The 25,937-nt window shown below is 60.5% G+C and carries 28 protein-coding genes; 8 read left to right on the forward strand and 20 right to left on the reverse strand.

The window, feature by feature from the left end:
• Positions 1–65: 65 nt before the first annotated feature.
• Complete coding sequence (locus OH720_RS24545) at positions 66–1,256, forward strand: osmoprotectant NAGGN system M42 family peptidase (protein ID WP_272603240.1); 1,191 nt, start codon at positions 66–68, stop codon at positions 1,254–1,256.
• 183 nt (positions 1,257–1,439) lie between these two features.
• A complete protein-coding gene (locus tag OH720_RS24550) occupies positions 1,440–1,667 on the forward strand; it encodes a YheU family protein (RefSeq protein WP_008060849.1) in 228 nt (75 codons plus the stop codon).
• On the opposite strand, the gene csrA is transcribed toward OH720_RS24550, so the two are convergent.
• The 3 genes from csrA to OH720_RS24565 all read right to left on the reverse strand — a co-directional run bounded on the left by csrA (position 1,656) and on the right by OH720_RS24565 (position 3,212).
• Entirely contained in the window at positions 1,656–1,847 is a 192-nt protein-coding gene (gene csrA / locus OH720_RS24555; RefSeq protein WP_008060847.1) for a carbon storage regulator CsrA, read from the reverse strand. The genes OH720_RS24550 and csrA overlap by 12 nt on opposite strands.
• Positions 1,848–1,999: 152 nt before the next feature.
• On the reverse strand, positions 2,000–2,332 hold the full coding sequence (locus OH720_RS24560) for a YnfA family protein (protein WP_008060845.1): 333 nt from the start codon (positions 2,330–2,332) through the stop codon (positions 2,000–2,002).
• 64 nt (positions 2,333–2,396) lie between these two features.
• Positions 2,397–3,212 carry an SDR family oxidoreductase gene (locus OH720_RS24565; RefSeq protein ID WP_272603241.1) on the reverse strand — a complete coding sequence of 272 codons (816 nt, stop codon included), beginning with the start codon at positions 3,210–3,212 and terminating at the stop codon, positions 2,397–2,399.
• Between the two features lie 286 nt (positions 3,213–3,498).
• On the opposite strand from OH720_RS24565, the gene OH720_RS24570 reads away from it, so the two are divergent.
• Complete coding sequence (locus tag OH720_RS24570) at positions 3,499–3,651, forward strand: DUF3309 family protein (protein ID WP_008060837.1); 153 nt, start codon at positions 3,499–3,501, stop codon at positions 3,649–3,651.
• Between the two features lie 76 nt (positions 3,652–3,727).
• Here the strand turns inward: OH720_RS24570 and OH720_RS24575 are convergent, their stop codons facing one another.
• From OH720_RS24575 to OH720_RS24620, 10 genes are all read right to left on the reverse strand, one after another.
• Complete coding sequence (locus tag OH720_RS24575) at positions 3,728–5,827, reverse strand: LTA synthase family protein (protein WP_272606516.1); 2,100 nt, start codon at positions 5,825–5,827, stop codon at positions 3,728–3,730.
• A 365-nt stretch (positions 5,828–6,192) separates the two neighbouring features.
• The gene (locus OH720_RS24580) at positions 6,193–6,798 is read right to left on the reverse strand and encodes an START domain-containing protein (protein WP_272603242.1); all 606 of its coding nucleotides are present in this window, start codon (positions 6,796–6,798) and stop codon (positions 6,193–6,195) included.
• Positions 6,799–6,839: 41 nt separating this feature from the next.
• Entirely contained in the window at positions 6,840–7,094 is a 255-nt protein-coding gene (locus OH720_RS24585) for a YkgJ family cysteine cluster protein (protein WP_272603243.1), read from the reverse strand.
• Positions 7,095–7,259: 165 nt separating this feature from the next.
• Positions 7,260–7,715 (reverse strand): translation initiation factor 2, encoded by a 456-nt coding sequence (locus OH720_RS24590; protein ID WP_272603244.1) that lies wholly within the window; start codon positions 7,713–7,715, stop codon positions 7,260–7,262.
• Positions 7,716–7,805: 90 nt separating this feature from the next.
• Positions 7,806–9,245: an aminotransferase-like domain-containing protein gene (locus tag OH720_RS24595; protein ID WP_008060827.1), complete on the reverse strand. Its 1,440-nt coding sequence runs from the start codon at positions 9,243–9,245 to the stop codon at positions 7,806–7,808.
• A 202-nt stretch (positions 9,246–9,447) separates the two neighbouring features.
• Complete coding sequence (locus tag OH720_RS24600; RefSeq protein ID WP_272603245.1) at positions 9,448–10,260, reverse strand: OmpA family protein; 813 nt, start codon at positions 10,258–10,260, stop codon at positions 9,448–9,450.
• A complete protein-coding gene (locus tag OH720_RS24605) occupies positions 10,257–10,613 on the reverse strand; it encodes a DUF4398 domain-containing protein (RefSeq protein WP_180202659.1) in 357 nt (118 codons plus the stop codon). Before OH720_RS24605 ends, OH720_RS24600 begins: the two co-directional genes overlap by 4 nt.
• A 9-nt stretch (positions 10,614–10,622) precedes the next feature.
• Entirely contained in the window at positions 10,623–11,438 is an 816-nt protein-coding gene (locus OH720_RS24610; RefSeq protein WP_272603246.1) for a substrate-binding periplasmic protein, read from the reverse strand.
• A gap of 196 nt (positions 11,439–11,634) precedes the next feature.
• The gene (locus OH720_RS24615) at positions 11,635–12,564 is read right to left on the reverse strand and encodes an electron transfer flavoprotein subunit alpha/FixB family protein (RefSeq protein ID WP_046815974.1); all 930 of its coding nucleotides are present in this window, start codon (positions 12,562–12,564) and stop codon (positions 11,635–11,637) included.
• Positions 12,565–13,314 (reverse strand): electron transfer flavoprotein subunit beta/FixA family protein, encoded by a 750-nt coding sequence (locus tag OH720_RS24620; protein WP_008017740.1) that lies wholly within the window; start codon positions 13,312–13,314, stop codon positions 12,565–12,567. It abuts the gene before it with no gap.
• 546 nt (positions 13,315–13,860) lie between these two features.
• Here OH720_RS24620 and OH720_RS24625 point away from each other — a divergent pair.
• Positions 13,861–15,525: an electron transfer flavoprotein-ubiquinone oxidoreductase gene (locus OH720_RS24625; RefSeq protein ID WP_272603247.1), complete on the forward strand. Its 1,665-nt coding sequence runs from the start codon at positions 13,861–13,863 to the stop codon at positions 15,523–15,525.
• Positions 15,526–15,709: 184 nt separating this feature from the next.
• Here OH720_RS24625 and OH720_RS24630 read toward each other — a convergent pair whose 3' ends face one another.
• On the reverse strand, positions 15,710–16,600 hold the full coding sequence (locus OH720_RS24630) for an AraC family transcriptional regulator (protein ID WP_272603248.1): 891 nt from the start codon (positions 16,598–16,600) through the stop codon (positions 15,710–15,712).
• Positions 16,601–16,791: 191 nt separating this feature from the next.
• Here OH720_RS24630 and OH720_RS24635 point away from each other — a divergent pair, with 191 nt between their 5' ends.
• On the forward strand, positions 16,792–17,844 hold the full coding sequence (locus tag OH720_RS24635) for an NAD(P)-dependent alcohol dehydrogenase (protein WP_272603249.1): 1,053 nt from the start codon (positions 16,792–16,794) through the stop codon (positions 17,842–17,844).
• Here the strand turns inward: OH720_RS24635 and OH720_RS24640 are convergent.
• The 6 genes from OH720_RS24640 to OH720_RS24665 all read right to left on the reverse strand — a co-directional run bounded on the left by OH720_RS24640 (position 17,841) and on the right by OH720_RS24665 (position 23,707).
• Positions 17,841–18,644, reverse strand: coding sequence for an IclR family transcriptional regulator (locus OH720_RS24640; protein WP_272603250.1), 804 nt, complete (start codon positions 18,642–18,644; stop codon positions 17,841–17,843). The genes OH720_RS24635 and OH720_RS24640 overlap by 4 nt on opposite strands.
• A 60-nt stretch (positions 18,645–18,704) precedes the next feature.
• Positions 18,705–20,015 carry an MFS transporter gene (locus tag OH720_RS24645; protein WP_008065845.1) on the reverse strand — a complete coding sequence of 437 codons (1,311 nt, stop codon included), beginning with the start codon at positions 20,013–20,015 and terminating at the stop codon, positions 18,705–18,707.
• A 184-nt stretch (positions 20,016–20,199) separates the two neighbouring features.
• Positions 20,200–21,348 carry a galactonate dehydratase gene (gene dgoD / locus OH720_RS24650; protein ID WP_008065848.1) on the reverse strand — a complete coding sequence of 383 codons (1,149 nt, stop codon included), beginning with the start codon at positions 21,346–21,348 and terminating at the stop codon, positions 20,200–20,202.
• A gap of 46 nt (positions 21,349–21,394) precedes the next feature.
• Positions 21,395–22,015: a 2-dehydro-3-deoxy-6-phosphogalactonate aldolase gene (locus OH720_RS24655; protein ID WP_272603251.1), complete on the reverse strand. Its 621-nt coding sequence runs from the start codon at positions 22,013–22,015 to the stop codon at positions 21,395–21,397.
• A gap of 19 nt (positions 22,016–22,034) precedes the next feature.
• The gene (locus OH720_RS24660) at positions 22,035–23,027 is read right to left on the reverse strand and encodes a 2-dehydro-3-deoxygalactonokinase (RefSeq protein ID WP_272603252.1); all 993 of its coding nucleotides are present in this window, start codon (positions 23,025–23,027) and stop codon (positions 22,035–22,037) included.
• Positions 23,028–23,224: 197 nt separating this feature from the next.
• Positions 23,225–23,707, reverse strand: coding sequence for a GNAT family N-acetyltransferase (locus OH720_RS24665; RefSeq protein ID WP_272603253.1), 483 nt, complete (start codon positions 23,705–23,707; stop codon positions 23,225–23,227).
• A gap of 176 nt (positions 23,708–23,883) precedes the next feature.
• On the opposite strand from OH720_RS24665, the gene OH720_RS24670 reads away from it, so the two are divergent.
• The 3 genes from OH720_RS24670 (at position 23,884) to OH720_RS24680 (ending at position 25,803) form a co-directional block, all read left to right on the forward strand.
• A complete protein-coding gene (locus OH720_RS24670; protein WP_272603254.1) occupies positions 23,884–25,089 on the forward strand; it encodes an MFS transporter in 1,206 nt (401 codons plus the stop codon).
• An 84-nt stretch (positions 25,090–25,173) separates the two neighbouring features.
• Positions 25,174–25,509: a hypothetical protein gene (locus OH720_RS24675; protein ID WP_272603255.1), complete on the forward strand. Its 336-nt coding sequence runs from the start codon at positions 25,174–25,176 to the stop codon at positions 25,507–25,509.
• Between the two features lie 39 nt (positions 25,510–25,548).
• On the forward strand, positions 25,549–25,803 hold the full coding sequence (locus OH720_RS24680) for a hypothetical protein (RefSeq protein WP_272603256.1): 255 nt from the start codon (positions 25,549–25,551) through the stop codon (positions 25,801–25,803).
• The last annotated feature ends 134 nt before the right edge of the window (positions 25,804–25,937 follow it).

A 25,937-nucleotide genomic window follows, 5' to 3' on the forward strand; every position in this document is an offset into this window, starting at 1 on the left:
CCTCTTCATGAGCGCGCCCACGCTCAGCGCGGGAGCGCTCAGCACCCAATTCATCAGGAGTTTCCATGACCCGCCAATACCCGGAACCGGACCTGACCTATCTGCAAAAAGTCCTGCTGGAAATGCTCGCCATTCCCAGCCCCACCGGCTTCACCGACACCATCGTGCGTTATGTCGCCGAACGCCTGGAAGAGCTGGGCATTCCCTTCGAGATGACCCGCCGCGGCACCATCCGCGCCACCCTCAAGGGCAAGAAAAACAGCCCGGACCGTGCGGTTTCCGCGCACCTGGATACCATTGGCGCCGCCGTGCGCGCCATCAAGGACAACGGCCGCCTGACGCTGGCCCCCGTGGGTTGCTGGTCCAGCCGTTTCGCCGAGGGCAGCCGCGTCAGCCTGTTTACCGACAACGGCGTGATCCGCGGCAGTGTGCTGCCCTTGATGGCCTCCGGGCACGCGTTCAACACCGCGGTCGATGAAATGCCGATCAGCTGGGATCACATCGAGTTGCGCCTGGACGCCTATTGCGCCACCCGCGCCGATTGTGACTCGCTCGGCATCAGCGTCGGTGATTTCGTAGCCTTCGACCCGTTGCCGGAATTCACCGAGAGTGGCCACATCAGCGCCCGTCACCTGGACGACAAGGCCGGCGTCGCCGCGTTGCTGGCAGCGTTGAAAGCCATCGTCGACAGCGGCGAAGAGCTGGCGATCGATTGCCATCCGCTGTTCACCATCACCGAGGAAACCGGCAGTGGAGCCGCGGCGGCGCTGCCTTGGGACGTCAGTGAATTCGTCGGCATCGACATCGCGCCCGTCGCGCCCGGCCAGCATTCCAGCGAACACGCGGTGAGCATCGCGATGCAGGATTCCGGCGGGCCGTACGACTATCATCTGTCGCGGCACCTGTTGCGCCTGGCCAGTGACAACGAATTGCCGGTACGCCGCGACCTGTTCCGCTACTACTTCAGCGACGCGCACTCGGCGGTCACCGCCGGCCATGACATCCGCACCGCCCTGCTCGCCTTCGGCTGCGACGCCACCCACGGCTACGAACGCACCCACATCGACAGTCTCGCCGCCCTCAGCCGCCTGCTCGGCGCCTACATCCTCAGCCCGCCGGTGTTCGCCAGCGACGCGCAGCCGGCCACGGGCTCGCTGGACCGCTTCAGTCATCAGATCGAACACGAGACGCAGATGGAAAGCGATACACGGGTGCCGTCGGTGGATAGCCTGGTGGGGCAGCGGTCGGATAGCTGAGCCAGGTATTTTCGTTGACTGATCAATCGCCATCGCGAGCAGGCTCGCTCCCACAGTTAACCGCGTATCCCTGTGGGAGCGAGCCTGCTCGCGATGGCGTCAGTCCAGGCAGCGCTTCAACCACAGGCTAGCGGCGACCTCCCATTCGCCGTAGCATCGCGCCATTGTTTAGCCGAGGTGCCTATGCTGATTCCCCACGACCAACTTGAAGTCGATACCCTGACCCGCCTGATCGAAGACTTCGTGACCCGCGACGGTACCGACAATGGCGATGACACGCCGCTGGAGACCCGCGTATTGCGTGTTCGCCAGGCATTGATCAAGGGCCAGGCCCTGATCGTCTTCGATCCGGAGAGCGAGCAATGCCAGTTGATGCTCAAGCATGACGTGCCCAAGCATCTATTCGACTGATTTCTTGTTGCGCGCCAGCTTGCGCTGGATTCGCTCGTAGATCTCGCTTCGGTGCACGTTGACATGGTTCGGGGCTTCGATGCCGAAGCGCACGTTACCGCCATTGACGGCGATGATGCGCACCGAAATGGTGTCGCCGATGGAAATCAATTCGCCGACTACACGACTCAATACAAGCATGGCTTTGGTCCTTCAGGGTTACCGGGCCTTGAAGATGCCCGGTGCACGCCGGGCCTACAAGACAGCCTGGGTAATCCAGACCGAACCTACAGCCACTGGGCTGCCTTGCTGAAGGAAATGCCTGACACGCACCTCAATCGAGGGCCGATTCGTCAGGAAGCCGAGAAGCGTGGGCCGAACAGGATAACGCTGGCCCCGATCACGCACAGCGCAACGCCCAACCAGTCGGAGCCCAGTGGTCGAATCCGCTCGACCACCGCCAGCCAGCCAATCGAAGCAATGATGTAGATACCGCCATAAGCGGCATAGGCACGGCCTGCGTAAGTCGCCTCTATTCGCGTGAGCAACAATGCGAACAACGTCAGGCTGAGTAACGCCGGCACCACCCACCAGACGCTTTTACCCTGGCGCAACCACATCCAGAAGGCGAAGCAGCCGGCGATTTCGAACAACGCAGCGAGGAAAAACCACAGGTAATTGAGCATGCGAACGTCTCGCGAGGATGGCCGATGGCGGCCACCCTAACGAGGCTGTTCCGTGTGGGCAAGTTCAGCTTGCCGATTGCCTGGCCTTGGCGCGCATCTTGTCGGCCATCAGGGTCATTTCGTTGTAGAGCAATTGCGGGTTCTTCTGCTTGAGCGCCCAGGCCTGGCGGCCCTGTTCGTGGGGCAGGATCATGAACTCGCCGGCGGCAACCTGCTGGTAGATATAGTCGGCAATATCGGCGGCACTGATGGGCGAGCTTTCCAGCAACTTGCCAACCTGGGCTTTCATGGCCGGCGTCGGGCCGCGGAAGGAGTCCAGCAGATTGGTCTGGAAAAACGACGGGCAAACCACATGTACGCCGACTTCCTGATGCGCCAATTCGATCAGCAGGCTTTCGGACAACGCCACTACGCCGGCCTTGGCCACGTTGTAGTTGCTCATGGCCGGGCCTTGCATTAACGCCGCCATCGACGCGATGTTGATGATCTTGCCCTTGCTCTTCTCCAGCAACGGCAGGAAAGCCTTGCAGCCCTTGACCACGCCCATGAGGTTGATTGCGATCTGCCAGTCCCAGTCTTCCAAGGACAGTTCGCTGAAAAAACCGCCCGAGGCCACGCCCGCGTTATTGACGATGACGTCGATACCGCCGAACTTCAATTCGCAGGCCTGGGCAAACGCGGTCAGCTGGCTGTAATCACGCACATCGCAACGCTGGATAAAACCGTCGCCACCGGCTTCGCGCACCTGTTTCAGGGTTTCCTGCAGGCCTGGTTCGCTGACGTCCGACAAGGCCAGCTGCCAGCCTTCGCGCGCCCAGCGCAGCGCGATTTCGCGACCCAGGCCGGAGCCCGCACCAGTGATCATCATGCGATTTTGCATAGCAAACAGCCTTGTTGTTCCGGGGAAGATGCGTCGAGTGTAGCGAAGGATATTGGCCGTCCCACGCTCTATCAGATTGCTGAATGCCCCGAGCAAACCGCAGGCGCGGCTCAACCAACTAACGCAACATCAGACGGAATAGGCAATAGTTCTAAAAACAGCAAAAAAACTTGGAATTTTTTGCCCTGAGTAGCGGTCGGATTTTTTAAGCAGCTCGAATAAATGACATTCCCGCTGACTGATAACGGCTAGGTCATTCCTGAAGACTTAAAGCAAGGAAACAGACATGGGCACAATTCTTCTGATCATTCTGATCCTGTTACTGATCGGTGGTCTACCGGTCTTCCCGCACTCCAGAAGTTGGGGTTATGGCCCGTCCGGTATCATCGGCGTGGTGTTGGTGGTGATACTGATCCTGTTGTTGCTCGGCAAGATATGAAGTTCTGACCGGCAAAAAAAGAGGCTCTACAAGAGCCTCTTTTTTATTGCATCGCTATTTGCTCGGTCTTGCCAGTTTAATCCGGCTTGCCGTCGACCACACCGGCGGTGTTATCGATCAGGCTCTTGGTCGCCGTTTGCAGGAACGCTTCGAGCTTGGTTTTAAGCTCAGCGGTACGCGGTGCATCAGGAACAACCACGGCACGAGGCGTAGCGCCCAGTTCGTACTGGTACATCTTCGGCGCCATGTCCTTGTCCTTCGGCAAGACCAGGATCTGGTCCGCGGTGATGATCGCGGTGGTCTGCTCGCTGCCCGACGGCTTGATCACACCGAAACCGGTGTCGCCTTCCGGCAAGTTGAGCAAGTCACGGCCCCAGCACTGATGACGCACTTCGCCACCGATCCGGCCCATGATGGTCGGCACGATGTCGACTTGAGTGCCAACGGTGTGGTCGAGCGTGCCGAACTTTTCCTGGATGCCCGGTGCGATCATCAGCATCGGCACGTTGAAACGGCCCAGGTCCATTTCGGTGATCTGACGCTCATTGCCGAAACCGTGGTCGCCGACGATGACAAACAGGGTTTCCTTGAAGTAGGGCTCATTGCGCGCCTTCTCGAAGAACTGGCCCAGCGCCCAATCCGAGTAGCGCATGGCGGTCAAATGTTCGTTCAGGCTGCCACGATCGGTCACGCGCTCGACCGGCAAGGGGGTCGGTAACGCATAGGGGGTGTGGTTGGACAGGGTTTGCAGCAAGGCATAGAAAGGTTTCTTGTCCTTGCCATCGCGGGCCTTGAGTTCCACCAGACCACGGTCGAACATGTCCTGGTCGGACACACCCCAGGTCGGGTCGGAGAACACCGGGTTAACGAAGTCGTTACGCCCGATGAAGTTGGTCATGCCCTGGTTGCTGAAGAAACCCGACTGGTTGTCCCAGGCGAAATCGCCGTTGTAGACATACACATCGTCGTAGTCACGGGCGCTGAGCAACTGCGGCAGGCCAGACAGTTTGTGGCTGCCTTCCGGGGTCTGCATCAGGTATTCGAAACCCGGCAGGTTCGGAAAGCAGGCCATGGTGGCGAACATGCCCTGGTGGGTGTGGGTACCGTTGGAGAAGAAGTGGTCGAACAGCAGGCCTTCCTTCGACAGTTTGTCGAGGTACGGCGTGATGTTGCCCGGTGCGCCCAGTGCACCCACCGAGTGACCGGCCATGCTTTCCATCAGGATCACGACGACGTTCTTGATCGGCAAGGTCTTGTCCGCCGGCGGCATGTAGTCACGACGCACGGCGGCGGTCTCGGCATCCACCAGTTTTTCGTCCTTCATCACCAGCAGGTCGCGCACGGTTTGCTGCGCCATCGGTTGAGGCAACGTGGCTTTCCAGATGTTGTCGCGATCTTCGGACATCCGGCTCTTCGCCGCCGCCACCAGGGACAGGGTACCGTTGAGGCCCAGTTGGTTAGCGAAGTTGGAATCGGTGGTGTAGACATCACCCCAACGCATGGGCGGGCCTTGACGCAAGGTACCGCGGGCCGCGACCACGCAGATCAGCAGGCACACCACGAACACCATCGCGCGCGAGTACCAGGGGGCAACTTGCCGGGTACTGATACTGCCGCCGCTGAAAGGGCCACGAGGACGCGTGGCACGGTCGGCACCCTTGAACGCGAGGCTCAGGATCCAGGTACCCAGGGCCCAGGCCAGCAGGTAGCGAACCACCGGAAAACCGTACCAGAGCATGCTCATCACGGTTTTCGGGTCTTCCTTCACATACTGGAAGACCAGCCCGTTGAGGCGCTGGTGGAACTCACGGTAGAAGTCCATCTCCATCAGGCCCAGGAACAGCGCGATGCTGGAGGTGACTGTCAGCCACAGGCGGAAGATTCCCCGCGCCGCCATGGCCCGGGCACTGAACAGCGCCAGCACCAGCGGAACGCTCAGGTAGACCACCAGGCGCAGGTCGAAACGCAAGCCGTTGGCGAATGCTTCGAAAAAGGTCGCGGCCGGTGTGTCGAGGATCATTTCGCGGTTGTAGACCAGCAGCGCGAGGCGCAGCACGGAAAACATCACCATCATGACCAGAGCGCACAACAGTGTGTAGGCCAGATGCGATTTGACGGTCGGTTGCAGCAAGCGACTCGATGCTCGCTTCTGACTCAGGGCGTCCGGGATTGCCATGTCGTTTTTAGGACCCATTGGAAGTTTAAGTTTCGAAAATACAGCTGCGCCCTGCCCTCTGTTGGCCAGTACTCGGCCCCGGGGTTCGCGCGGTGCGCAAATGTTGCACGATCAATCGCGGCATTGCCATTGATTACTGTTCGTCGATGGCCGCGCGGGGGGGAATTGTCTTGGAGGCTTTGTGAAAATTGTGTGCAACGAATATTCGGAAACACAATAAAGGTTTGTGTAGGAGCGATGCTTGCTCCGGGCGGCGTTCCGACTAAAAACGCCAGGACGGCACGGGCATGCAGACAGCCCGCGTTATCGTTGACGTCCATCGCGAGCAAGCTTCGCTCCTACAGGGGAATGGGTGGTACCCGCTTTTATTTCTCGGCCAGCGCTTTCAGGTTTTTCAAGGTGTTGAACGGCGCATCCACCACAAACTTGTTGGCCACCATCGATGGCACGCTACCACCTGGCTCAGTGTGTACCTGGTAGGTCACTTCAACCTGATCGCCCTTGGGGACGAACTTCCAGAAACCATCGACCTTGGCGACCCGCACAAAACCCTTTTCTTCAGGAAGGTATTTCGGCATGCCTTCGAGCTTGCGCGTCAGGCTGCCATCGGCGCCTGTGATCGTGGTGATGTGCAGCACCGAATCACGCGGCGTGACCGGCCATGGCGTATTGAACTGGGTGTAGGTCCAGCTCTGATCACCTTCGTGCTTGAGCAACTTCTGGATCTTGCACTCGTGAATCCAGGCGCAGGCGCCGACCACGTCTTCCTGCAGCGCGCGCAGTTTGGCCACGGTGGTCTTCATCAGGGTGACGCCCTGATAGGCCTTGTAGTCGGAGCCGGCCACTTCACTCAGGGAGATCTTGATGCCGTCTTCGTTCTTGGCGACTTTCCAGTCTTCGGCCTGGGCGACCGAAGTGACCAGTACAGCGGTCAAACCACACAACACAGCGATACGATGCAGCGAACCCATAATCTTATTCCTTATTGTTTAAGTTCCGTTCGTCGAACACATCACGCCGCGGTCATCTGCTCCCACCAGCCAATCAACCGGATAGCCTCTTCGCTGCTGTTGCCACACACCTCGATGTCAGCCTCGAAGGCCGAACACACCGCCGGGCGCTCGGGTTTGCCGAAAATGTTGCACAGGTTTTCAGCTGACAATTGCAGGCAACGTTCCCCGGCGGCTTTGCCATGGGGCATACCGGGAATCGGTGAACTGATGGAAGGGGCAATGCAGCAGGCGCCACAGCCCTCACGGCATTTCATGACGAAAAGCTCCTCGCGACGAGCAATGTGTTAAAGGACGGGGCACAGAGTAACCGCTAAAACAGTTGTTTTAAATTACCCTTGCCTGGGTATTTGCCTGCAAATGGGCGTGACCGGCCAGTCTCCGACCAAGCGTCTGGCTGGCGGGTCAGCTAACGGCGGAATTTAGCGCTTGAACTCGAATTCCAGCGCTGCGCCTTCGACCTCATGGCGCTCTTCGTTACGCATTTGCAGCTGCATTTCGTTGTTGATCAGCCTGCCGTTGAGCTGGAACTGGCTGCTCTTGTCACCGAACATCTGCGGCAACACCGGTTCGCGCTTGGGCAATGGAACCGTACCGACCGGTTTCAGCTCTTCGACCATATCTTTGGGCAGGCTCAAATCCAGGTCGGCTGAGGGTACCGGGGTTTTCACCACCTCGCTGGCCGGTTTTGACTTGGAGGCAATCGGTGCGCGCTTTTTTACCGTGGCGGGCTTTTTGACCGGTGCGGTTTTTTTCGGGGTTGCCTTGGCAGCGCTGGCGGCGGGTTTTTCCTGCACGGATTCGGCCTTCACGGACGCCGGCTGAACACTCACTAACAGGCAGATCAACAGCCAGACGGCAGGGAGAATCGGCTTCATGTACCCAACGACGCAAACGGCGAAAACGACAGAGGTGCCTATGCTCGCCTGTTGCACGCCCCGTGACAAGCACGGACAGAGGCCGCCCGGTCAAAAGCCGCCAGCCATCTCCTGGCAGAGCTGGGTGGCAAGCATGCCCAGGGTCATCAATGCACGTTCGGCTTCGCGGTTCCACGGGATGCCGCAATTGAGCCGGATGCAGTGGTTGAACTGCTCGGTGTTACTGAAAATCAGCCCCGGCGCGATACTGATGCCCTGCTGCAACGCTCGCACATGCAGTTCCTGGGTGTTGACCCGTCCCGGCAGGCTCACCCACAAAATGAAACCGCCGGTAGGCCGGGTCATCTGCGTGCCTTCGGGGAAATACTGCTGCACCGCCAGCTGGAAGGCGCTGAGGTTCTTGCGGTACTCCTGGCGGATGTAACGCAAATGGCGGTCGTAACCACCGTTTTCCAGATAGGCGGCAATGCCCATCTGCGTGACGCTGCAGGCCGAATGGGTACTGAAGGTTTGCAGGCGCTGGATCTCCTGCTGGTACTTGCCGGCAATCATCCAGCCGATCCGCACCCCCGGCGACAGGGTCTTGGAGAAGCTCGAGCAGTAAATCACCCGGTCCAGCCGGTCATAGGCCTTGAGCGATTTGGTGCGGCCCTGCTCGAACATCAGCTCGCCGTAGATATCGTCTTCGACGACCTGGATGTCAAAGTCCGACGCCAGGCGCAGCAGTTGCTTCTGCCGCTCTTCCGGCATGGTGCCGCCTAACGGATTGCTCAGACGAGTGGTCAGCACCAGCGCTTTGATCGACCACTGGTTGGCCGCCAATTGCAGGGCTTCGAGGCTCATGCCGGTGGACGGGTCGCTGGGGATTTCGATGACTTTGAGGCCCAAAAGATCGGCCAGCTGCAGCAACCCGTAATAGGTCGGCGACTCGGCCGCGATCAGGTCACCGGGCCGGGTCAGCACCCGCAGGGACATCTGCAAGGCGTCGACGCAGCCATGGGTGATCACCACTTCCGAAGGGTCGACCACCACGCCGGCATCGCGCATGCGGATCGCCACCTGTCGGCGCAGGGGTTCGAAACCGGGGCTGAACATGTAGCTGAACGCCCGCGGGCTATGGAACCGGGTGACTTTGGCCAATTGCTGATGCAGGGCCCGCACCGGCAAATAGTCGACGCTGGGCACCGCTGCACCCAGCGGAAAAACGCCTTCGCGACGGGATTCGACCAACACCTGCTGAATGATGCTGCTGCGGGTGACCAGGCCTGGACGTTCGACCCGGGCAATGTCCGGTGTCGGCGCGGTCAGAGCCGGAGTCTGGTGCACGTAGTAACCGGACTGCGGCCGCGCGCGGATCAGCCCCTGATCTTCGAGGTTGGCATACGCCTGCAGCACCGTGGCATGGCTGACATTGAGCTGCGAACTCATCTTGCGCACCGAAGGCACGCGCTCGCCCGGTTGATAGACACCACGGCGGATGTCTTCGGCCAGTTGCTGAGCAATACGTTGGTAGAGCAAGAGGTTGGTCATGACGCAGCACTCGATTTCACGGGCATTTTATTCTTGTGTGAAACAATACCGGAACAGTTTAGAAGTGTACGGGGACAGTTGCCACAATAGTCGACAGTACAGTGCAGTGTCAGCAAAAACTGTACTGTTTTGTGCGGTAATCGGCAGGCGAAAAAAAACCCGGCGCTGTCTGGCAGGCCGGGCTTTCCAGAGACGCTACCCTTTAGCGGGCAGCGCCGAGCTGGCCTTTTTCGTCGGAAAACACGATTTCCACCCGACGGTTCTGCGCCCGGCCCCGCTCGGAGGCGTTCGCGTCAACCGGATACTCATCGCCATAACCTTCAACCCGGATGCGCTTGTCGTCGATGCCCAGGTCCATCAGCACGTCCGCCACCGATTGCGCCCGGTCGCGGGACAGCTTGAGGTTTTCCTGCTTGCCGCCGGTACTGTCGGCGTAGCCTTCGATGCGCACCACGCGCTTGGGGTTGAGCTGCAGGAACTGCACAATCTTCAGCACCACGCGATTGGCCGAGTTTTTCAGCTCTGCTTCACCGGTGTCGAACAGCACATCGCCCAGGGTCATCACCAGGCCACGGTCGGTCTGGGTGGTCGCCAGGGCCAGGATCTGCTCTTCCAGCCATTTGCCCTGCTGCTGCACGCTGAGCAACTTGGATTCGCGCAGGGCCAGTTGCAGGCGCTGGCGTTCCAGCTCCAGCTTGGCGGCGCGCTCTTCGTTGAGCACCAGGTTGGTGTGCTCCCTGGCAATCTCGCTATAGCGCTGGCTCAGGTAAGCGTAATGCACCACATCCGAGCCGCTGCCCCAATAGGTGGACAAACGGTCGGCCCGGGCCAGGGACTCACCGGCGCGAATCACGTCCTTGGGGGCGATGCGCAGCACGTTGGAGTCTTCCTTGACCTTCTGGAAGTCGGCGCCCGCCTGTTGCAGCGCCGCTTCGCCTTGCTGGCCGGCGCAGCCGACAAGGTTCACGGTTCCTGCCAGGATCAAAATACCGAGAATGTTGGACTTGAGGCTCATTGGGCTGCTCCCAACTGCTTTTGCAGGCGGGCGATGCGGGTATTGAGCACGTTCAGCTGTTCTTCACTCTTGAGGGTCAGGACCCGGGCTTCGGCCAGGCGCGCGTCCAGCTCGGCCTGCTCGGCGCGCATCCGCGCATTCCTGAAAGACTGGTCAGCCATGCTGCCCTTGGCCCGGTTGTACTTGTCTTCGGCCAGTTTCATTTCCGGCACTTCGTCGGCAGTGGCACCTACGGCCTTGGCTTGCTCGACGGCCTGTGCGGTCAGGCGCATTTGTTCATTCGGCGCCGGATCGGCTGCACAACCCGCCAGAGCCAGAACGGCCAGGGCAGCGAAAAGAGGTCGAATACTCACTAAGAATCCCTACTGTTTTGGGGTACTGACAGGTTGTTTCTGCTGCGCATTCCAACGCTCGATGTTGCGTTGCAGTACGGCTTCCGTCAGTCCGGACGCGGGCAATTCTGTCATCTTTTTGGCCAACTGTCCGCGCAACCACGGATCGTTGCAGGCCGAGTTGTGGGAAACCGCCAGAAACAGACCCGGTTTGTCGACCGGTTGCGCGCGGGCGACCAGGTCATTGGCCATGCCCAGGGTCTGCGCCATCGCCATGCCGGAGTAGCGCCCTGCCAGGACAAACTCCACCTCGCCCAGGAGCAATTTCTGAAGGGCCTGGGTCAGGTTCGGCGTACGGGTGAGGCTCAATTGCTGTTCGGCGAAAGTGGCGAACTGCGAGGTCAATCGCGACTTTTCCGACAACGCCCCGGGATGCCCGTGCAGGTCTGCGACTGCGTTGTAGACCAGCGACGAGTCCTTGCGGGTCCACACCAGATAATCGTTCTCCAGCAACGCTGGATGAATGTAGTCCAGGGATTCCAGCTCGCTGACCGTCAACGGGGCATCGGCCAGCATGTCCATGCGCCCGCTGCGTACTTCCTCCAGCGCCTGGGCGCGTTTGCCGGCGTAGAGCAACTGGACCTTGATGCCCAACTGCCCCGCTACCTGCTGCAACAAATCGGCACTGGCGCCGATCAGGTGCTTGGGATCTTGCGGGTCTTGCCACAGGTACGGTGGCGCATCCGGGCTGCCGGTGACCACCAGGCGTTCGCATTTGCCGGCGGCGATCGACAGTGTGGGCAATAGCGCCAAACCCAGAAAACTCCACGCGAGACGCAGATCCATAGCAGCACACTCCCGTTGAGACCGTTTATATCCCTGTAGGAGCGAGCCTGCTCGCGATGGACGTCAACGATGACACGGGTATCCTGGATACACGCGGTGCATTTGAGACCATCGCGAGCAGGCTCGCTCCTACAGGTACAGAGGCAAAAAAAAGCCCGACCAAAGGGTCGGGCTCTTTATAAGTGAAGACGCCGGATTAGACCAGCTTCTCCAGCTCAGGGATGGCTTCGAACAGGTCTGCCACCAGGCCGTAATCGGCCACCTGGAAGATCGGCGCTTCTTCGTCCTTGTTGATCGCAACGATCACCTTGGAGTCTTTCATGCCGGCCAGGTGCTGGATCGCGCCGGAGATACCGACCGCGATGTACAGCTGTGGCGCAACGATCTTGCCGGTCTGACCGACCTGCATATCGTTGGGTACGAAACCTGCGTCGACCGCGGCGCGCGAAGCACCCACGGCAGCACCCAGCTTGTCGGCCAGGGCGTACAGGTGCTTGAAGTTGTCACCGTTCTGCATGCCACGACCGCCGGAAACGACGATCTTGGCAGCGGTCAGTTCCGGACGATCGGACTTGGCCAGTTCTTCGCCGACGAAGCTGGAGATGCCAGCGTCATGGGCAGCGCCAACGGCTTCAACAGCAGCCGAACCACCGGTAGCGGCAACCGGGTCGAAACCGGTAGCACGCACGGTGATCACTTTCACTGCAGCGTTCGACTGAACGGTAGCAATGGCGTTACCGGCGTAGATCGGACGCTTGAAGGTGTCAGCGCTTTCGACCGAGATGATCTCGGAGATCTGGTCAACGTCCAGTGCAGCGGCAACGCGCGGCAGGATGTTTTTACCGTTGGAAGTGGCGGCAGCCAGGATGTGGCTGTAGCCCTTGCCCAATTCAGCAACCAGAGGAGCGACGTTTTCCGGCAGTTGGTGAGCGTAGGCAGCATTGTCAGCTACCAAGACTTTGCTCACGCCAGCGACTTGCGCAGCGGCTTCAGCCACGGCGCCAGCGCCCTGGCCTGCAACCAGAACGTGGATGTCACCACCAATTTTGGCGGCGGCAGCAACAGTGTTCAGCGTGGCCGGGGCCAGCACTTTGTTGTCGTGTTCAGCAATAACCAAGATAGTCATTTAGATTACCTTCGCTTCGTTTTTCAGTTTCTCGACCAGTTCAGCCACCGACTTGACCTTGATACCCGCGCTGCGTGCAGCAGGCGCTTCGACTTTCACGGTCTTGTTGGTGGAGGCGGTGGAAACGCCCAAAGCATCCGGAGTCAGCGTCTCGAGAGGCTTCTTCTTGGCTTTCATGATGTTTGGCAGCGACGCGTAGCGCGGCTCGTTCAAACGCAGGTCGGTGGTGACGATGGCCGGCAGTTTCAGGGAAACGGTCTGCGCGCCGCCGTCGATTTCGCGGGTAACAGCTACGCTGTCGCCGCTGATTTCGACTTTGGAGGCAAACGTGCCCTGACCGTAGCCGCTCAGTGCCGCCAGCATCTGGCCAGTCTGGTTGTTGTCGCTGTCGATGGCTTGTTTGCCAAGGATCACCAGCTGAGGCTGTTCCTTGTCGACAACAGCCTTGAGCAGCTTGGCAACAGCCAGGGAAGTCAGGTCTTCGGCGGACTCGACGAGGATGGCGCGGTCGGCACCCAGAGCCAGCGCGGTGCGCAGTTGCTCTTGAGCGGTGGACGGGCCCACGGAGACGACGACGATTTCAGTCGCAACACCCTTTTCTTTCAGGCGTACGGCTTCTTCCACGGCGATCTCGCAGAACGGGTTCATCGACATCTTGACGTTGGCAAGATCGACGCCGGAATTGTCCGCCTTGACGCGAACTTTCACGTTGTAATCCACAACGCGTTTGACAGCTACAAGAACCTTCATGGATTCCTCGTTACTCTCCGGTGAAAAGAAAGTCGCCTAGGCGAACCTGGCGGTTGATGCTCATCGGGCGCAAGGGCACCTCCAAAAACGCCGGCAAACGTGTCAAGTGACCATCGCTCATGATGCTGATGACCGTTCGTCAGGAGTGACTAACGAGTCATTCAATATCGCGACGTGTAAACTGCGCGTCAAACCCGCGCGGCGCATCACTTTCCACTGCCATCGCCTGTCTTTAGAGGTGCTCTTGAAACCAACAGTCAGCCTACGGCGAGCGCAAAACCGCCCGTATCTTGACCGGAACGCCTATTCCGGTCAATACGCCAAAATGGCCGTTCATACCCCGCGTGACTTTGATTTCTCTGGCTTTGAGCCATTTCAAACAAACGTTTGTATTGGACGCTGAGAGTGGTGTAGATATAATGCGCCACCAAAGAGAAAGGTGGTTAATCGATTGTCCGCTCCCGGCGTTGCGCTGGGATTCATGGATGCGACACCCAACCTCCATATTAGAAAAAAAACTGTTGAGCCTTGAGTAGGAGATAACCTGTGGAACGCGAATACATGGAATTCGACGTGGTCATCGTCGGTGCCGGCCCCGCTGGTCTTTCCGCTGCCTGCCGATTGAAGCAGAAGGCCGCCGAAGCCGGTAAGGAAATCAGCGTCTGCGTGGTCGAAAAAGGCTCCGAAGTCGGTGCTCACATCTTGTCTGGTGCAGTGTTCGAACCCCGCGCCCTGAACGAACTGTTCCCGGACTGGAAAGAACTCGGCGCGCCGCTGAACACGCCGGTCACCCGCGATGACATCTTCGTGCTGAAAAACGCCGAAAGCGCGCAAAAAATTCCAGACTTCTTTGTGCCCAAGACCATGCACAACGAAGGCAACTACATCATTTCCCTGGGTAACCTGTGCCGCTGGCTGGCCCAGCAGGCCGAGAACCTGGGCGTGGAGATCTACCCGGGCTTCGCCGCCCAGGAAGCACTGTTCGACGAAAACGGCGTGGTCCGTGGGATCATCACCGGCGATCTGGGCGTTGACCGCGAGGGCAACCCGAAAGAAGGCCTGTACACCCCGGGCATGGAGCTGCGCGGCAAGTACACGCTGTTCGCCGAAGGTTGCCGCGGCCACATCGGCAAGCAACTGATCAAGCGCTTCAACCTCGCCAGCGATGCCGACGCCCAGCACTACGGCATCGGCCTGAAGGAAATCTGGGAAGTCGACCCGGCCAAGCACCAGCCAGGCCTGGTGGTGCACACCGCCGGTTGGCCGATGGACATCATGGGCACCGAGAACACCGGTGGCTCGTTCCTCTATCACCTGGAAAACAACCAGGTGGTCGTTGGCCTGATCGTCGACCTGTCCTACAGCAACACCTACCTGTCGCCGTTCGACGAGTTCCAGCGCCTCAAGCATCACCCGGTGCTCAAGCAGTATCTGGAAGGCGGCAAGCGCGTCAGCTACGGCGCCCGCGCCATCTGCAAAGGCGGCCTGAACTCGCTGCCGAAAATGGTTTTCAAGGGCGGCGCGCTGATCGGTTGCGACCTCGGCACCCTGAACTTCGCCAAGATCAAGGGCAGCCACACCGCGATGAAGTCCGGCATGCTGGCGGCTGACGCCGTGGCCGATCGCCTGTTCGCCGAGTCCGAAGGCGGCGACGAGCTGACCAACTACGTCGAAAGCTTCAAGAACAGCTGGCTGTACGAAGAACTGTTCGCCAGCCGCAACTTCGGCCCGGCGATCCACAAGTTCGGCGCCATCGTCGGCGGTGGTTTCAACTGGCTGGACCAGAACATCTTCGGCGGCAAACTGCCGTTCACCCTGCACGACACCAAGCCGGATTATGCGTGCCTGAAACTGGCGGCCGACTGCAAGAAGATCGACTACCCGAAACCGGATGGCAAGATCAGCTTCGACAAACTGAGTTCGGTGTTCATCTCCGGTACCAACCATGAAGAAGAGCAGCCGTGCCACCTGAAACTGGCCGACGCGAGCATCCCGATCAGCAAGAACCTGCCGCTGTACGACGAACCTGCCCAGCGCTACTGCCCGGCCGGCGTGTATGAAGTAGTGACCAAGGAAGACGGCGAGAAGCGCTTCCAGATCAACGCCCAGAACTGTGTTCACTGCAAGACCTGCGACATCAAGGACCCTGCACAGAACATCACCTGGGTGACACCGGAAGGTGCCGGCGGCCCGACTTACCCGAACATGTAAGCCGAACGCCTGAACATCAAGGCTCCCGAATGGGGGCCTTTTTGTTGCCCTCGATTTTTGTTTCACCACAAAACCAATGTAGGAGTGAGCCTGCTCGCGATAGCGGTGAATCAGGCATCGATGATGTCGACTGACACGCCCTCATCGCGAGCAGGCTCACTCCTACAGAGGGATTTACGGTGCTTCAGGCGGCGCGTTCGTCCCCGGGGTTACGCTCGAAGTAGCGCTTGTACTCGCGACTGAACTGCGACGTGCTCTGATACCCCACCCGATGCGCCACCTGCGCCACGCCCAACCCCTCGCCCAATAACAACTGCTGCGCCCTGAGCAAACGCAATCGCTTCAGGTACTGCACCGGCGACAGCAAGGTGCTGCGCTTGAAATGCTCATGAAAGGTCGACGCACTCATATTCGCGCAACTGGCCAGGGTCTCGACGTTCAACGGTTCGGTGTAATGCGCATGCAGATGACTGAGGGACGCCGCGATCCGGGCGAACTGCCCCTGCTGCTCAACCAGCGCCCGCAATACATCGGCCTGCGGACCACGGAGTGCGACAAACAGCAATTCACGCAAGCGCGCCTGCCCCATGATCTGGCATTCCAGCGGATCGTGCAGGCAACGCAGCAGTCGCTCGACACAACCGCGCATCGCATCATCGAGTACGGCCGAAGTCATGGACTCAGGTGTTTGCGCCGGGATATGCCGCCCCGGCGCCAGGCCCATCGCCAACACCAGCTCGCCCAGCATCACCCGGTCGATCGCAACCGACACCCCGAGCATCGGCCCGTCGGGCGCCGCAAAAGTTTCGCACTCGAACGGCACCGGCAGCGCCTGGATCAGATAGTGCCCTGCCCCATATTCAAGGGTGCGCGGCCCCAGGTACGCCAGTTTGCTGCCCTGGGCGATGATCACCAGGCTCGGCTCATAGATCTGCGGCCCACGGGCCACATCGCAACTGGCCCGCAGAACCTGCACGCCCGGCAAGGCGGTCGGGACGAATCCGTCGCGCGTCGATAGCGGCTCGATCAGCGAAACCAGGGTGGCATTGGCATCAAGGTGACGGGTCAACAACATCGAAGCTCTTCACAAAAAAAGTCACGGAAAAAGGGATGAAAACATCATCGCAGGTCTGATCGCCAATGCGATCGATCAAGGGCGCATGCCGGAGGAATAGGCATGACACCCGGAGGAATCGCCATGGCCGCGAGGGGGGCCGGCGCCCAGAATGCGCCGCCTCACCTGTTAACGCTTTTGCGAGGCTCACCATGTACACCGCCATCGGATATGCCGCCCAGTCGGCCACCACGCCCCTCGCCCCGATGAAATTCCAGCGTCGCAGCCCACGGCCCGACGACGTCGCGATCGAGATTCTCTACTGCGGCGTTTGCCATTCCGACATCCATCAGGCACGCAATGAATGGGGCATTGCCGTTTACCCGTTGATGCCTGGCCACGAGATCGTCGGAAAAGTTACCGCCATAGGTGCGAACGTTACTAAACATAAGGTCGGCGATCTGGTCGGCGTCGGCTGCATGGTCGACTCTTGCCGCAGTTGCGAAGCCTGCCACGCCGACCTCGAGCAATACTGCCTCGAAGGTCCGACCATGACCTACGCCACCCCCGACCGCGTCGATGGCAGCAACACCATGGGCGGTTACTCCGACAGCATCGTGGTCAGCGAGCATTTCGTGGTGCGCATTCCGGAAAAACTCGACCTGGCCAGCGCCGCACCGATCCTGTGTGCCGGCATTACCACCTACTCGCCGCTCAAGCACTACGGAGTCAAGGCGGGCGACAAGGTGGGGATTCTCGGCATGGGTGGCCTGGGCCACATGGGCATCAAGTTCGCCAAGGCCATGGGCGCCGAAGTGACGTTGTTCACCCGTTCGGCGAGCAAGGCCGAGGAAGGTCGTCGTCAGGGCGCCGATCACGTGATCGTGTCCACCGATGCCGAACAGATGAAGGCTGCGGCGGGACATTTCGACTTCCTGCTGGACACCATTCCGGTGCAGCACGATCTCAACCCGTACCTCGACACCCTGCGCTTCGACGGCGTGCACATTCTGGTGGGCCTGATCGAACCGATCGATCCGCCGGTGCATGCCGCGAAACTGGTGCTGGGCCGTCGCGTGCTGGCCGGCTCCTTGATCGGCGGAGTCGCCGAAACCCAGGAAGTGCTGGATTTCTGCGCCGAACACAACATCACTTGCGACATCGAGATGCTCGACATCCGCCAGATCAACGAGGCCTACGCGCGCATGATCGCCGGTGACGTGAAGTACCGTTTCGTCATCGACATGGCGACCCTCAAGCTTTAAACCTTGAGGCCAAGCTCCGCCGACAGCCGGGCCGTGACCCCTTTGATCAGGGGAATCAGCTCGGCCATTTTTTCCAGCGGCATGTACGGCACGGTGCTGGCGATGCTGATGGCGGCGACGATGCGTTTGCTGGCATCGCGGATCGGCGCCGCCACGCAGCGGATCGACGGTTCGTTGTCTTCCAGGTCGAAGGCATAACCGCCGTCCACGTACTCGATCATGCGCTGCTGGAACTGCTCCCAGGATTGCTCGGGATGCTGCGGCCAGAACTGGTTTTTCCCACCCACCGGCAGGCTGACTTCGTACAAGCGCTGCCACTCTTGCGGCGAGTCATCGAGCATCAGCGCCTTGCCGATCCCGGTGCGCGCCAAGGGCATGCGATGGCCGACCCGCGAGCGCATCTCCGGACCGTTGCGCCCGGGATTCTTGTGCAGGTACAGCACCTCGTCGCCTTCGCGGATGGCCAGGTGAATGGTGTCGCCGGTCAACGCCGACAACTCATCCAGGTAAGGCCCGGCCAGGGTCACCAACGGCAATTCTTCGCGCGCCTGAAACCCCAGTTCGATCAGCTTGGGCCCCAACAGATAACCGACCTGCGGCACCACCCGCAGATACCGCTCGTCCACCAGGCAACTGGCCAGGCGATGGGTGGTGCTGCGCGTGGTGCCGATCAACCGGGCGATTTCCTTGAGATCGCGGGCGCCACTGGCCACGGCCTGAACCACACCCAGGCCGCGAAGCAGTGTCTGGGTGCCGGTCGGTGCGGCGTCCTTGGCGATTTTTGGGGCGTCTTCCTGCATATCCAGCCTTTACCGTTGAGCGAGTGAACGGGCGGCATTATGGTCGCCCGCAGGTCACGACTACAACTTGATACGCTCGACCTTGCCCACCAGCAGGATGTAGGAAAGTGCACCGATCAACGCCAGCACCGAGATATAGGTGATGGCCGGGGCAAAGGAGTCACCGCTGGCCAGGAAGCCGATGACGATCGGCGTGGCGATGGCCGACAGGTTGCCGATGAAGTTGAACACCCCGCCGGTCAGCCCAAGCAAGCGCGCCGGCGCCAGGGTCGACACCAGTGACCAGGTGATCGACGCCAGGCCGTTGCCGAAAAACGCCAGCGCGAGGAAGGCAATCACCAGCGGCGTCGATTCGACGAAATTGGCGCCGATGATCGACGTGGAGATCAGCAGGCCACTGATGATCGGCAACTTGCGGGCGAAACCCACGGTGTAGCCACGACGAATCAGGAAGTCCGAGAAGAACCCGGAACACAGCACACCGACGAACGCCGCGAGAAACGGCAGCGATGCCAGCAAGCCGGACTTGATGAAGTCCATGCCGCGGTATTTCACCAGGTAGGTCGGGAACCACGTCAGGAAAAACCACAGCGTCGAGTTGAGGCAGAACTGGCCGAGGTAAATGCCCCAGAGCTTGCGCTTGGTCAGGACAATGCCCAGATCGGTCCAGCTGAATTTGGCTTTGACCTTGGCCTGTTCGGACTGGATGTCCACCAGCCCGCCGCCTTCTTTGATCAGCTCGATTTCGGCGTCGTTGGCGCCTTTGAAATCCCGTGGCTCGCGATACACCGCGTACCAGATCACCGCCCACAGAATGCCCACTGCACCGGTGGTGACGAACACCATGTGCCAGCCGAATTCATGCTGCAGCCAGGCCAGAACCGGTGTCAGGAATGCCAGGCCGACGAACTGCCCGGAGGTGTAGAAACCGATGGCCGTGGCGCGCTCACGCTCCGGGAACCAGGTGGTGACCACGCGGCTGTTGATCGGATAGGCCGGCGCTTCCAGGGCACCGACGGCCATGCGCAACACGAACAGGGCGACGAAACTGCCCGCGAAGCCAAGCATGACCGTGGCAATCGACCATAACAGCAGTGCGGCGGTATAGAGAATGCGCGGCGGTACCCGGTCCACCAGCCAGCCACCAGGAATCTGCATGGCGGCGTAGGTCCAGCCGAAGGCCGAGAAGATCAGGCCGACGTGGATTGGATCGATACCCAGGTCGCTGGTCAGCGCCGGTGCGGCGATCGACAGGTTGCTGCGGTCCAGGTAGTTGATCACCACGGTGATGAACAACAGGACCATGATGAAAAAACGCTTGCGGCTGGGCGCCGCCAACGACGCCTGCCCGGTGAGGGTTTGCGGTTGCATGAGGTGTGCCTCTTTTTATGTTTATTGAGGTCGGTGGAACGGCAGATCTCCCTGTCCATGGAGATCAAACTGTGGGAGCCAGCCTGCTGGCGATAGCGGTGTGTCAGTCACCTTAAAGGCTGGATGTGCCGGCCAGATCGCCAGCAGGCTGGCTCCCACAGGGGTTCAGTGGTGTGTCAGGCACTCACCACTCGGCAAAACTGCCGTCGGCATGGCGCCAGATCGGGTTGCGCCAGCGGTGGCCGACCGCGGCGCGTTCGATCACGTACTCCTCGTTGATCTCAATGCCCAGGCCCGGGCCGTTCGGGATCTTCACAAAGCCTTTGTCGTAGTCGAACACCCGCGGATCCTTCACATAGTCGAGCAGGTCGTTGCTCTCGTTGTAATGGATACCCAGGCTCTGCTCCTGAATGAACGCGTTGTAGCAGGCCGCGTCCAGTTGCAGGCACGCCGCCAGGGCAATCGGGCCCAGCGGGCAATGCAGTGCCAGTGCCACGTCGTAGGCTTCAGCCATGTTGGCGATCTTGCGGGTTTCGGTGATGCCACCCGCATGGGAAGCATCCGGCTGGATGATGTCGACATAGCCTTCGCTGAGCACGCGTTTGAAATCCCAGCGCGAGAACAAGCGCTCACCCAGGGCAATCGGCGTGCTGGTCAGCGGTGCCAGTTCCTTCAGCGCTTCGTAGTTTTCGCTGAGCACCGGTTCTTCGATGAACATCAGTTTGTACGGGTCGAGTTCCTTCATCAGCACCTTGGCCATGGGCTTGTGGACCCGGCCATGGAAGTCGACACCGATGCCGACGTTCGGCCCCACCGCATCACGCACGGCGGCGACGTTGGCCAGGGCCAGGTCGACCTTGTCGAAGGTATCGAGGAACTGCAGCTCTTCGGTGCCATTCATTTTCACCGCGGTGAAACCCCGGCTGACCGCTTCTTTCGCCGCGCGCGCGGTGTCTGCCGGGCGGTCGCCGCCGATCCACGAATACACGCGGATCTTGTCCCGCACCTGTCCACCCAGCAGGTCACTGACCGACACGCCCAGCGCCTTGCCCTTGATGTCCCACAACGCCTGGTCGATGCCGGCCAGGGCGCTCATATGGATCGCGCCACCACGATAGAAGCCACCGCGGTACAGCACGGTCCAGATGTCTTCGATGTTGCGTGGGTCTTTGCCGATCAGGTAGTCGGACAATTCCTCAACGGCTGCAGCGACAGTATGGGCGCGGCCTTCGACCACGGGCTCGCCCCAGCCGGTGACGCCTTCATCGGTCTCGACCTTGAGGAAGCACCAGCGTGGCGGAACGATGAAGGTGGTCAGTTTGGTGATTTTCATCTTGTTGTCTCTCTTATAGATGCAGCGCTCGCAGCGCCAAAAAGTCTTAGCGAAGGGCTTTCCAGGCAGCCACGTAAGCCTTGGCGTTAAGCGCCACTTCGTCTGGCGTCATGCCCGGTTTGAACAACCCGGAACCGAGGCCAAAGCCTTTGACGCCCGCGTCGATGAACACCTGCATGTTGTCCGGGGTGACGCCACCGACCGGCGCCAGGATCGTTCCCGCCGGCAGCACCGCGAGCCAGGCCTTGACGACCGCCGGGCCCATCTGCTCGGCCGGGAACATCTTCAGCACATCCGCGCCTTCGGCCAGTGCCGCGAAGGCTTCGGTCGGGGTGGCGACACCGGGCGACAGGTATAGGCCGGCCGCTTTCGCTGCGCGCAACACCTGCGGATCGCTGTGGGGCATGACGATCACCTGGCCGCCGGCCGCCTTCACCTGTTCAACCTGCTGCGGCGTCAGCACCGTGCCCGCGCCGATCAGGCAATCGGCGGGCAACGTGCTGCGCAGGATGCGGATGCTTTCGTACGGCTCAGGGGAATTGAGCGGCACTTCGATCACGCGAAATCCGGCGGCATACAGGACTTCACCCATGGCGGCGGCTTCTTGCGGGCGCAGGCCACGCAGGATCGCGATCAGCCCGTTTTGCGCCAGTGCTTGTTTGAGCATGTCAGGACTCCAGTCAGGTTTAACGATTTGGCGTGGACGCGATCAGGCCGGCCGCCAGTGCCAGCTGCCACAACCCGCGTTCGGTGGCCTGCTCGGCCAAGGTCACCCGCGCAAAACCGCAGGCATCGAGTGCGCGGCTGTAGCGGCTGCACAGTTGGGAATTGCCGATGAGGATGATCGAAGGCAGGTGCACGCTGTTGCGGCGACGGCGCTGCACGCAGGCCAGGGCCGACAGTTCATGGCCGATCAACAGGCCGGACAGGTAATCCGCTTGCGCCGTGGCGCTGAGTTCACCGGTGAGGCCGAGGCTGCGGGCGCTGAACAAGGTCGACAGGGGGCCGATTTCGCCGTCTGCCGACAACGCCACCTGCACGCCGCGATCGAATGCATCCGCATCGAATGACGCGCCGCGCTGTTGGGTACGCCCCAGGATGCTGTGTTCGCTGAGCACGGCGAAGACTTCGCCGGTCATGAAGGTATCGAAATGCACGATGCAGCCGTTGGCCACTTCCACCCATTTCGAATGGCTGCCCGGCAGGCCGATCAGCAGATCGCTGCCCGCCTCGCCCGCGAGGTTCTGCAAGACGCCGAGCACCTGGGTTTCTTCGCCGCGCATCACGTTCGGCAGGCGCGAACGCTGGATCACCCCCGGCACGATGTGCACATCGACACCGCGCAGGCTGCGAACGGTTTGCAGGGAAGTGCCGAGGCTGGCGACGTTCGCCGGTGTGTCGCGATAGGCCGCTTCACGCCAGCCCTGGGCGCTGCCGACCATGCCGCAGGCGATCACCGGCAAGTCGGGCTGTTCGTCGAGCCAATCGCCACAAGCCTCATCAAACGCCAGTTCAAAACCGTCGACGCATTCGCGACCGTTGATAATTCGCGCAGCCTTGGGCAACTGCATGATCCCCGACGACAACGAACGTTGTTCGAGCACCTGGCCGCCCGCGGCAAGTTTGTAAGCACGTAATGAGGTTGTCCCCCAGTCGAGCGCGATCAATTGCGCCTGCATCGCTTCACCTGTTCTGTTTTTGGCAGTGAGTGAGGCGGACTATAAACCTTGGCGCCGATAAATCTCAATATATAAATATCAATCCCACATATTGAGATAAGACAAAAAAAGATCGCAGCCTTCGGCAGCCCCTACAGGATCGGGTTTACACGCGATCCATCTAGGAGTTGCCGAAGGCTGCGATCTATTGAACGGTATTAATTACCCTCAGCAAAATCCCGCAAGACTGCCCCATCCATGCGGTATCGAACCCACTCTTCCTGCGGCTGTGCGCCCAGGGATTTGTAGAAGTCGATGGCCGGGATGTTCCACTCCAGCACGCTCCATTCAAAGCGCCCACAGTCGTTGGCACAGGCGATTTTCGCCAGATGCCGCAGCAGGGTTTTACCCGCACCGCCGCCGCGCTGCTCAGGGGTGATGTACAGGTCTTCGAGGTACAGGCAGTTGCTGCCCAGCCACGTGGAGTAGCTGAAAAAGAACACCGCAAAACCGATGGGCACACCCTCGCGCAGGCAGATCAGGCCATGGGCCGTCGCTCCTTCACTGAACAGGCTGCGCTCGATGTCGGCGACACTGGCGATGACTTCATGGCGAGCACGTTCGTAGTCGGCCAGTTCAGTGATGAACGCGAGGATTTGCGGCGCGTCACTGGGGGTCGCCGGGCGGATTTCGATCGTCATGGACGTGCCTTGTCAGAAGTTGAAAACGCCATACTAAGGCGCCGTGAGAATTGTGGCGAGGGAGCACCTTACTCCGGTTCGCACTAACCCTGGCATCGCCAAGCTCAGACCTAACATGGACACGTTGCATGATAGATAGATGACCTGCGTATTCATCGGGTCAAGGAAACCGCTTCATGTCCACTGCAACACCTCCAGTCTCCAGGAAATTGTTCGGCCTCTTTTGCCTGGCCAGCTACCTGCTCTCACTGTCCTACGGTTCGACCTTCTTGCTGTCGCTGCTGATCGGCTCGCGTGGCGGCAACGAACACGACGCCGGCAGTGTGATTTCGGCGGCGATGCTCAGCACGTTTGCGGCGGTAATTGTGTCCGGTCACTTGTCCGACCTGCTCGGTGCCGCGCGTTCGGTCGCGCTGTTCGGTCTGTTGCTGGTGGCGGCCAGCCTGGGCTTCGCCCTGACGCCGGGCGTGGGCCACCTGCTGCTGTTTTTCGGGCTGTTGCTAGGGTTGGGTTGGGGGGTGTTCTACACCCTCGGGCCGATCATCGTCGCAAGCCTGGTCACTCCCGCACAACGGGCCAAATACTTCGCGTTGCTGTCGGGCAGCATGATGACCGGGATCGGCAGCGGGCCCTTGCTGGGGCGCGCCGCAAGCGCCCTCGGCTACCCGCTGACGGCGGCGTTTTACCTCGCTGCGCTGGCCAGCCTGATCGGGGTTTTGCTGTTCTGGCAGCTCGATCGACACCTGAAAAACGCGTCGCTGCAATCGACTGCGGTGTCGCGGATTTCCTGGCGTGCAACGGCCCAAGTGCTGTCGTCCAGAGCGGTGTTTGCAATCATCATGGTCGGCCTCGGCGGTTGCGTATTCGGTGGCCTGTCGAGTTTCCAGACCAGCTACGCAGCGGCGCGCTCGCTCGATTATTCGCTGTTCTTCCTGGGCTTCATGGGCGCGGCGATCAGCAGCCGCATGCTGATCGCCGGTTTCGTGGTCAAGCGTGATCCGTTGCGCGCTTCCTGCCTGCTGTCAGGCCTGATGCTGGGCTCGATCCTGATGTTCGGTTTCGTGATCGATGATGGCTTGAGCTACGTGATCGCGGCGGTCATGCTCGGGGTCGGCTACGGGCTGACCTACTCGGTGATCAACGGCCTCGCCGCCAATGAAGCGCCGAGCGGCACCACGGCGCAGGCCTTGCTGTTGTTCAGCCTGTCGTACTTTATCGGCGTGTTCGGCTTTCCGTTGCTCGCCGGGAAAATCATCGTCGAACAAGGCATGGCCACGCTGCTGCTCACGGTAATGGCGGTCGCCCTGCTCAATTGGCTGATCACCGTGGGGCGATTGATCTGGCGTCGAGTCTGCACCACCAAGGCGTTGCAGCAGGCCTGAACCGTTCGTCGTTGATCAGGCACCAATTCGAAACGGGGGCAGACCAACATCAGGTAAGGACTCTAAATCAATGGAGACACCCCCATGATCTCGTCCAGGTTGACCGCCCTCGCCCTCGCTGTCCTGCTGTCCCCGCTCGCCATCGCTGCCACCACTGCCTCCGGTACAGGCCCGACCAATCCGGTCGAAAAGCCCAAGGCCCCCGCCATCCAGAGCTCCCCCGGAATAAACACCAATGGCACGGGCGTCGACAGCAGCCTGCCGCCGTCTACCGGCACCGATCCGCGGACCCAAGGCAACGATACGGGCCGCCAGGGCGGCTTGAACCTGCCGGACACCAAGACACCCGATAACGCCGCCCCCGGCATCGGCTCGACCACCACCGGTGGCTCGAGCTCTTCAGGGGGCGCAAGCCAATAGTTCGCCGCACTACCTACCCATCGCAATGAAGAGGTAACCATGAACGTCGATAAAAACCTGGAAAAAGAAGTCCTGACCCGCCTGCTGCACGCCCACCCGAGTGGCTTGGGCAAGGAGGTGCTCGACAATTACCGGGGGGAGAAAGTCGTGGCCAGTACCCTCGCCACACTGCAAGAGCGCGGACTGATCCAGCACGGCAACGTGGTGTGCAACGAGGCCGGCGAACACTCGCTGAACCTGCCGATCAAACTCAGCGCTGCCGGCGTTGAGGCCGCACGTAAGCTGGATGCGTGAACACCCCATGAGAAATTTGAAGGCTGGCTAGAGCCGAATCATGAATTGGATCTGAGGGCCTCATCGCTGGCAAGCCAGCTCCCACAAGTGAGCACATAGTCTGTGATCACCATAGAACCCTGTGGGAGCTGGCT

This window comes from Pseudomonas sp. WJP1 (assembly GCF_028471945.1).
Classification (GTDB): Bacteria; Pseudomonadota; Gammaproteobacteria; order Pseudomonadales; family Pseudomonadaceae; genus Aquipseudomonas.

Bases quoted from the DNA above. Each gene is read 5' to 3' on its own strand.
- OH720_RS24545 (WP_272603240.1), top strand. From the start codon at position 66: ATGACCCGCCAATACCCGGAACCGGACCTGACCTATCTGCAAAAAGTC.
- OH720_RS24550 (WP_008060849.1), top strand. From the start codon at position 1,440: ATGCTGATTCCCCACGACCAACTTGAAGTCGATACCCTGACCCGCCTG.
- csrA (WP_008060847.1), bottom strand. From the start codon at position 1,847: ATGCTTGTATTGAGTCGTGTAGTCGGCGAATTGATTTCCATCGGCGAC.
- OH720_RS24560 (WP_008060845.1), bottom strand. From the start codon at position 2,332: ATGCTCAATTACCTGTGGTTTTTCCTCGCTGCGTTGTTCGAAATCGCC.
- OH720_RS24565 (WP_272603241.1), bottom strand. From the start codon at position 3,212: ATGCAAAATCGCATGATGATCACTGGTGCGGGCTCCGGCCTGGGTCGC.
- OH720_RS24570 (WP_008060837.1), top strand. From the start codon at position 3,499: ATGGGCACAATTCTTCTGATCATTCTGATCCTGTTACTGATCGGTGGT.
- OH720_RS24575 (WP_272606516.1), bottom strand. From the start codon at position 5,827: ATGGCAATCCCGGACGCCCTGAGTCAGAAGCGAGCATCGAGTCGCTTG.
- OH720_RS24580 (WP_272603242.1), bottom strand. From the start codon at position 6,798: ATGGGTTCGCTGCATCGTATCGCTGTGTTGTGTGGTTTGACCGCTGTA.
- OH720_RS24585 (WP_272603243.1), bottom strand. From the start codon at position 7,094: ATGAAATGCCGTGAGGGCTGTGGCGCCTGCTGCATTGCCCCTTCCATC.
- OH720_RS24590 (WP_272603244.1), bottom strand. From the start codon at position 7,715: ATGAAGCCGATTCTCCCTGCCGTCTGGCTGTTGATCTGCCTGTTAGTG.
- OH720_RS24595 (WP_008060827.1), bottom strand. From the start codon at position 9,245: ATGACCAACCTCTTGCTCTACCAACGTATTGCTCAGCAACTGGCCGAA.
- OH720_RS24600 (WP_272603245.1), bottom strand. From the start codon at position 10,260: ATGAGCCTCAAGTCCAACATTCTCGGTATTTTGATCCTGGCAGGAACC.
- OH720_RS24610 (WP_272603246.1), bottom strand. From the start codon at position 11,438: ATGGATCTGCGTCTCGCGTGGAGTTTTCTGGGTTTGGCGCTATTGCCC.
- OH720_RS24615 (WP_046815974.1), bottom strand. From the start codon at position 12,564: ATGACTATCTTGGTTATTGCTGAACACGACAACAAAGTGCTGGCCCCG.
- OH720_RS24620 (WP_008017740.1), bottom strand. From the start codon at position 13,314: ATGAAGGTTCTTGTAGCTGTCAAACGCGTTGTGGATTACAACGTGAAA.
- OH720_RS24630 (WP_272603248.1), bottom strand. From the start codon at position 16,600: ATGTTGTTGACCCGTCACCTTGATGCCAATGCCACCCTGGTTTCGCTG.
- OH720_RS24635 (WP_272603249.1), top strand. From the start codon at position 16,792: ATGTACACCGCCATCGGATATGCCGCCCAGTCGGCCACCACGCCCCTC.
- OH720_RS24640 (WP_272603250.1), bottom strand. From the start codon at position 18,644: ATGCAGGAAGACGCCCCAAAAATCGCCAAGGACGCCGCACCGACCGGC.
- OH720_RS24645 (WP_008065845.1), bottom strand. From the start codon at position 20,015: ATGCAACCGCAAACCCTCACCGGGCAGGCGTCGTTGGCGGCGCCCAGC.
- dgoD (WP_008065848.1), bottom strand. From the start codon at position 21,348: ATGAAAATCACCAAACTGACCACCTTCATCGTTCCGCCACGCTGGTGC.
- OH720_RS24655 (WP_272603251.1), bottom strand. From the start codon at position 22,015: ATGCTCAAACAAGCACTGGCGCAAAACGGGCTGATCGCGATCCTGCGT.
- OH720_RS24660 (WP_272603252.1), bottom strand. From the start codon at position 23,027: ATGCAGGCGCAATTGATCGCGCTCGACTGGGGGACAACCTCATTACGT.
- OH720_RS24665 (WP_272603253.1), bottom strand. From the start codon at position 23,707: ATGACGATCGAAATCCGCCCGGCGACCCCCAGTGACGCGCCGCAAATC.
- OH720_RS24670 (WP_272603254.1), top strand. From the start codon at position 23,884: ATGTCCACTGCAACACCTCCAGTCTCCAGGAAATTGTTCGGCCTCTTT.
- OH720_RS24675 (WP_272603255.1), top strand. From the start codon at position 25,174: ATGATCTCGTCCAGGTTGACCGCCCTCGCCCTCGCTGTCCTGCTGTCC.
- OH720_RS24680 (WP_272603256.1), top strand. From the start codon at position 25,549: ATGAACGTCGATAAAAACCTGGAAAAAGAAGTCCTGACCCGCCTGCTG.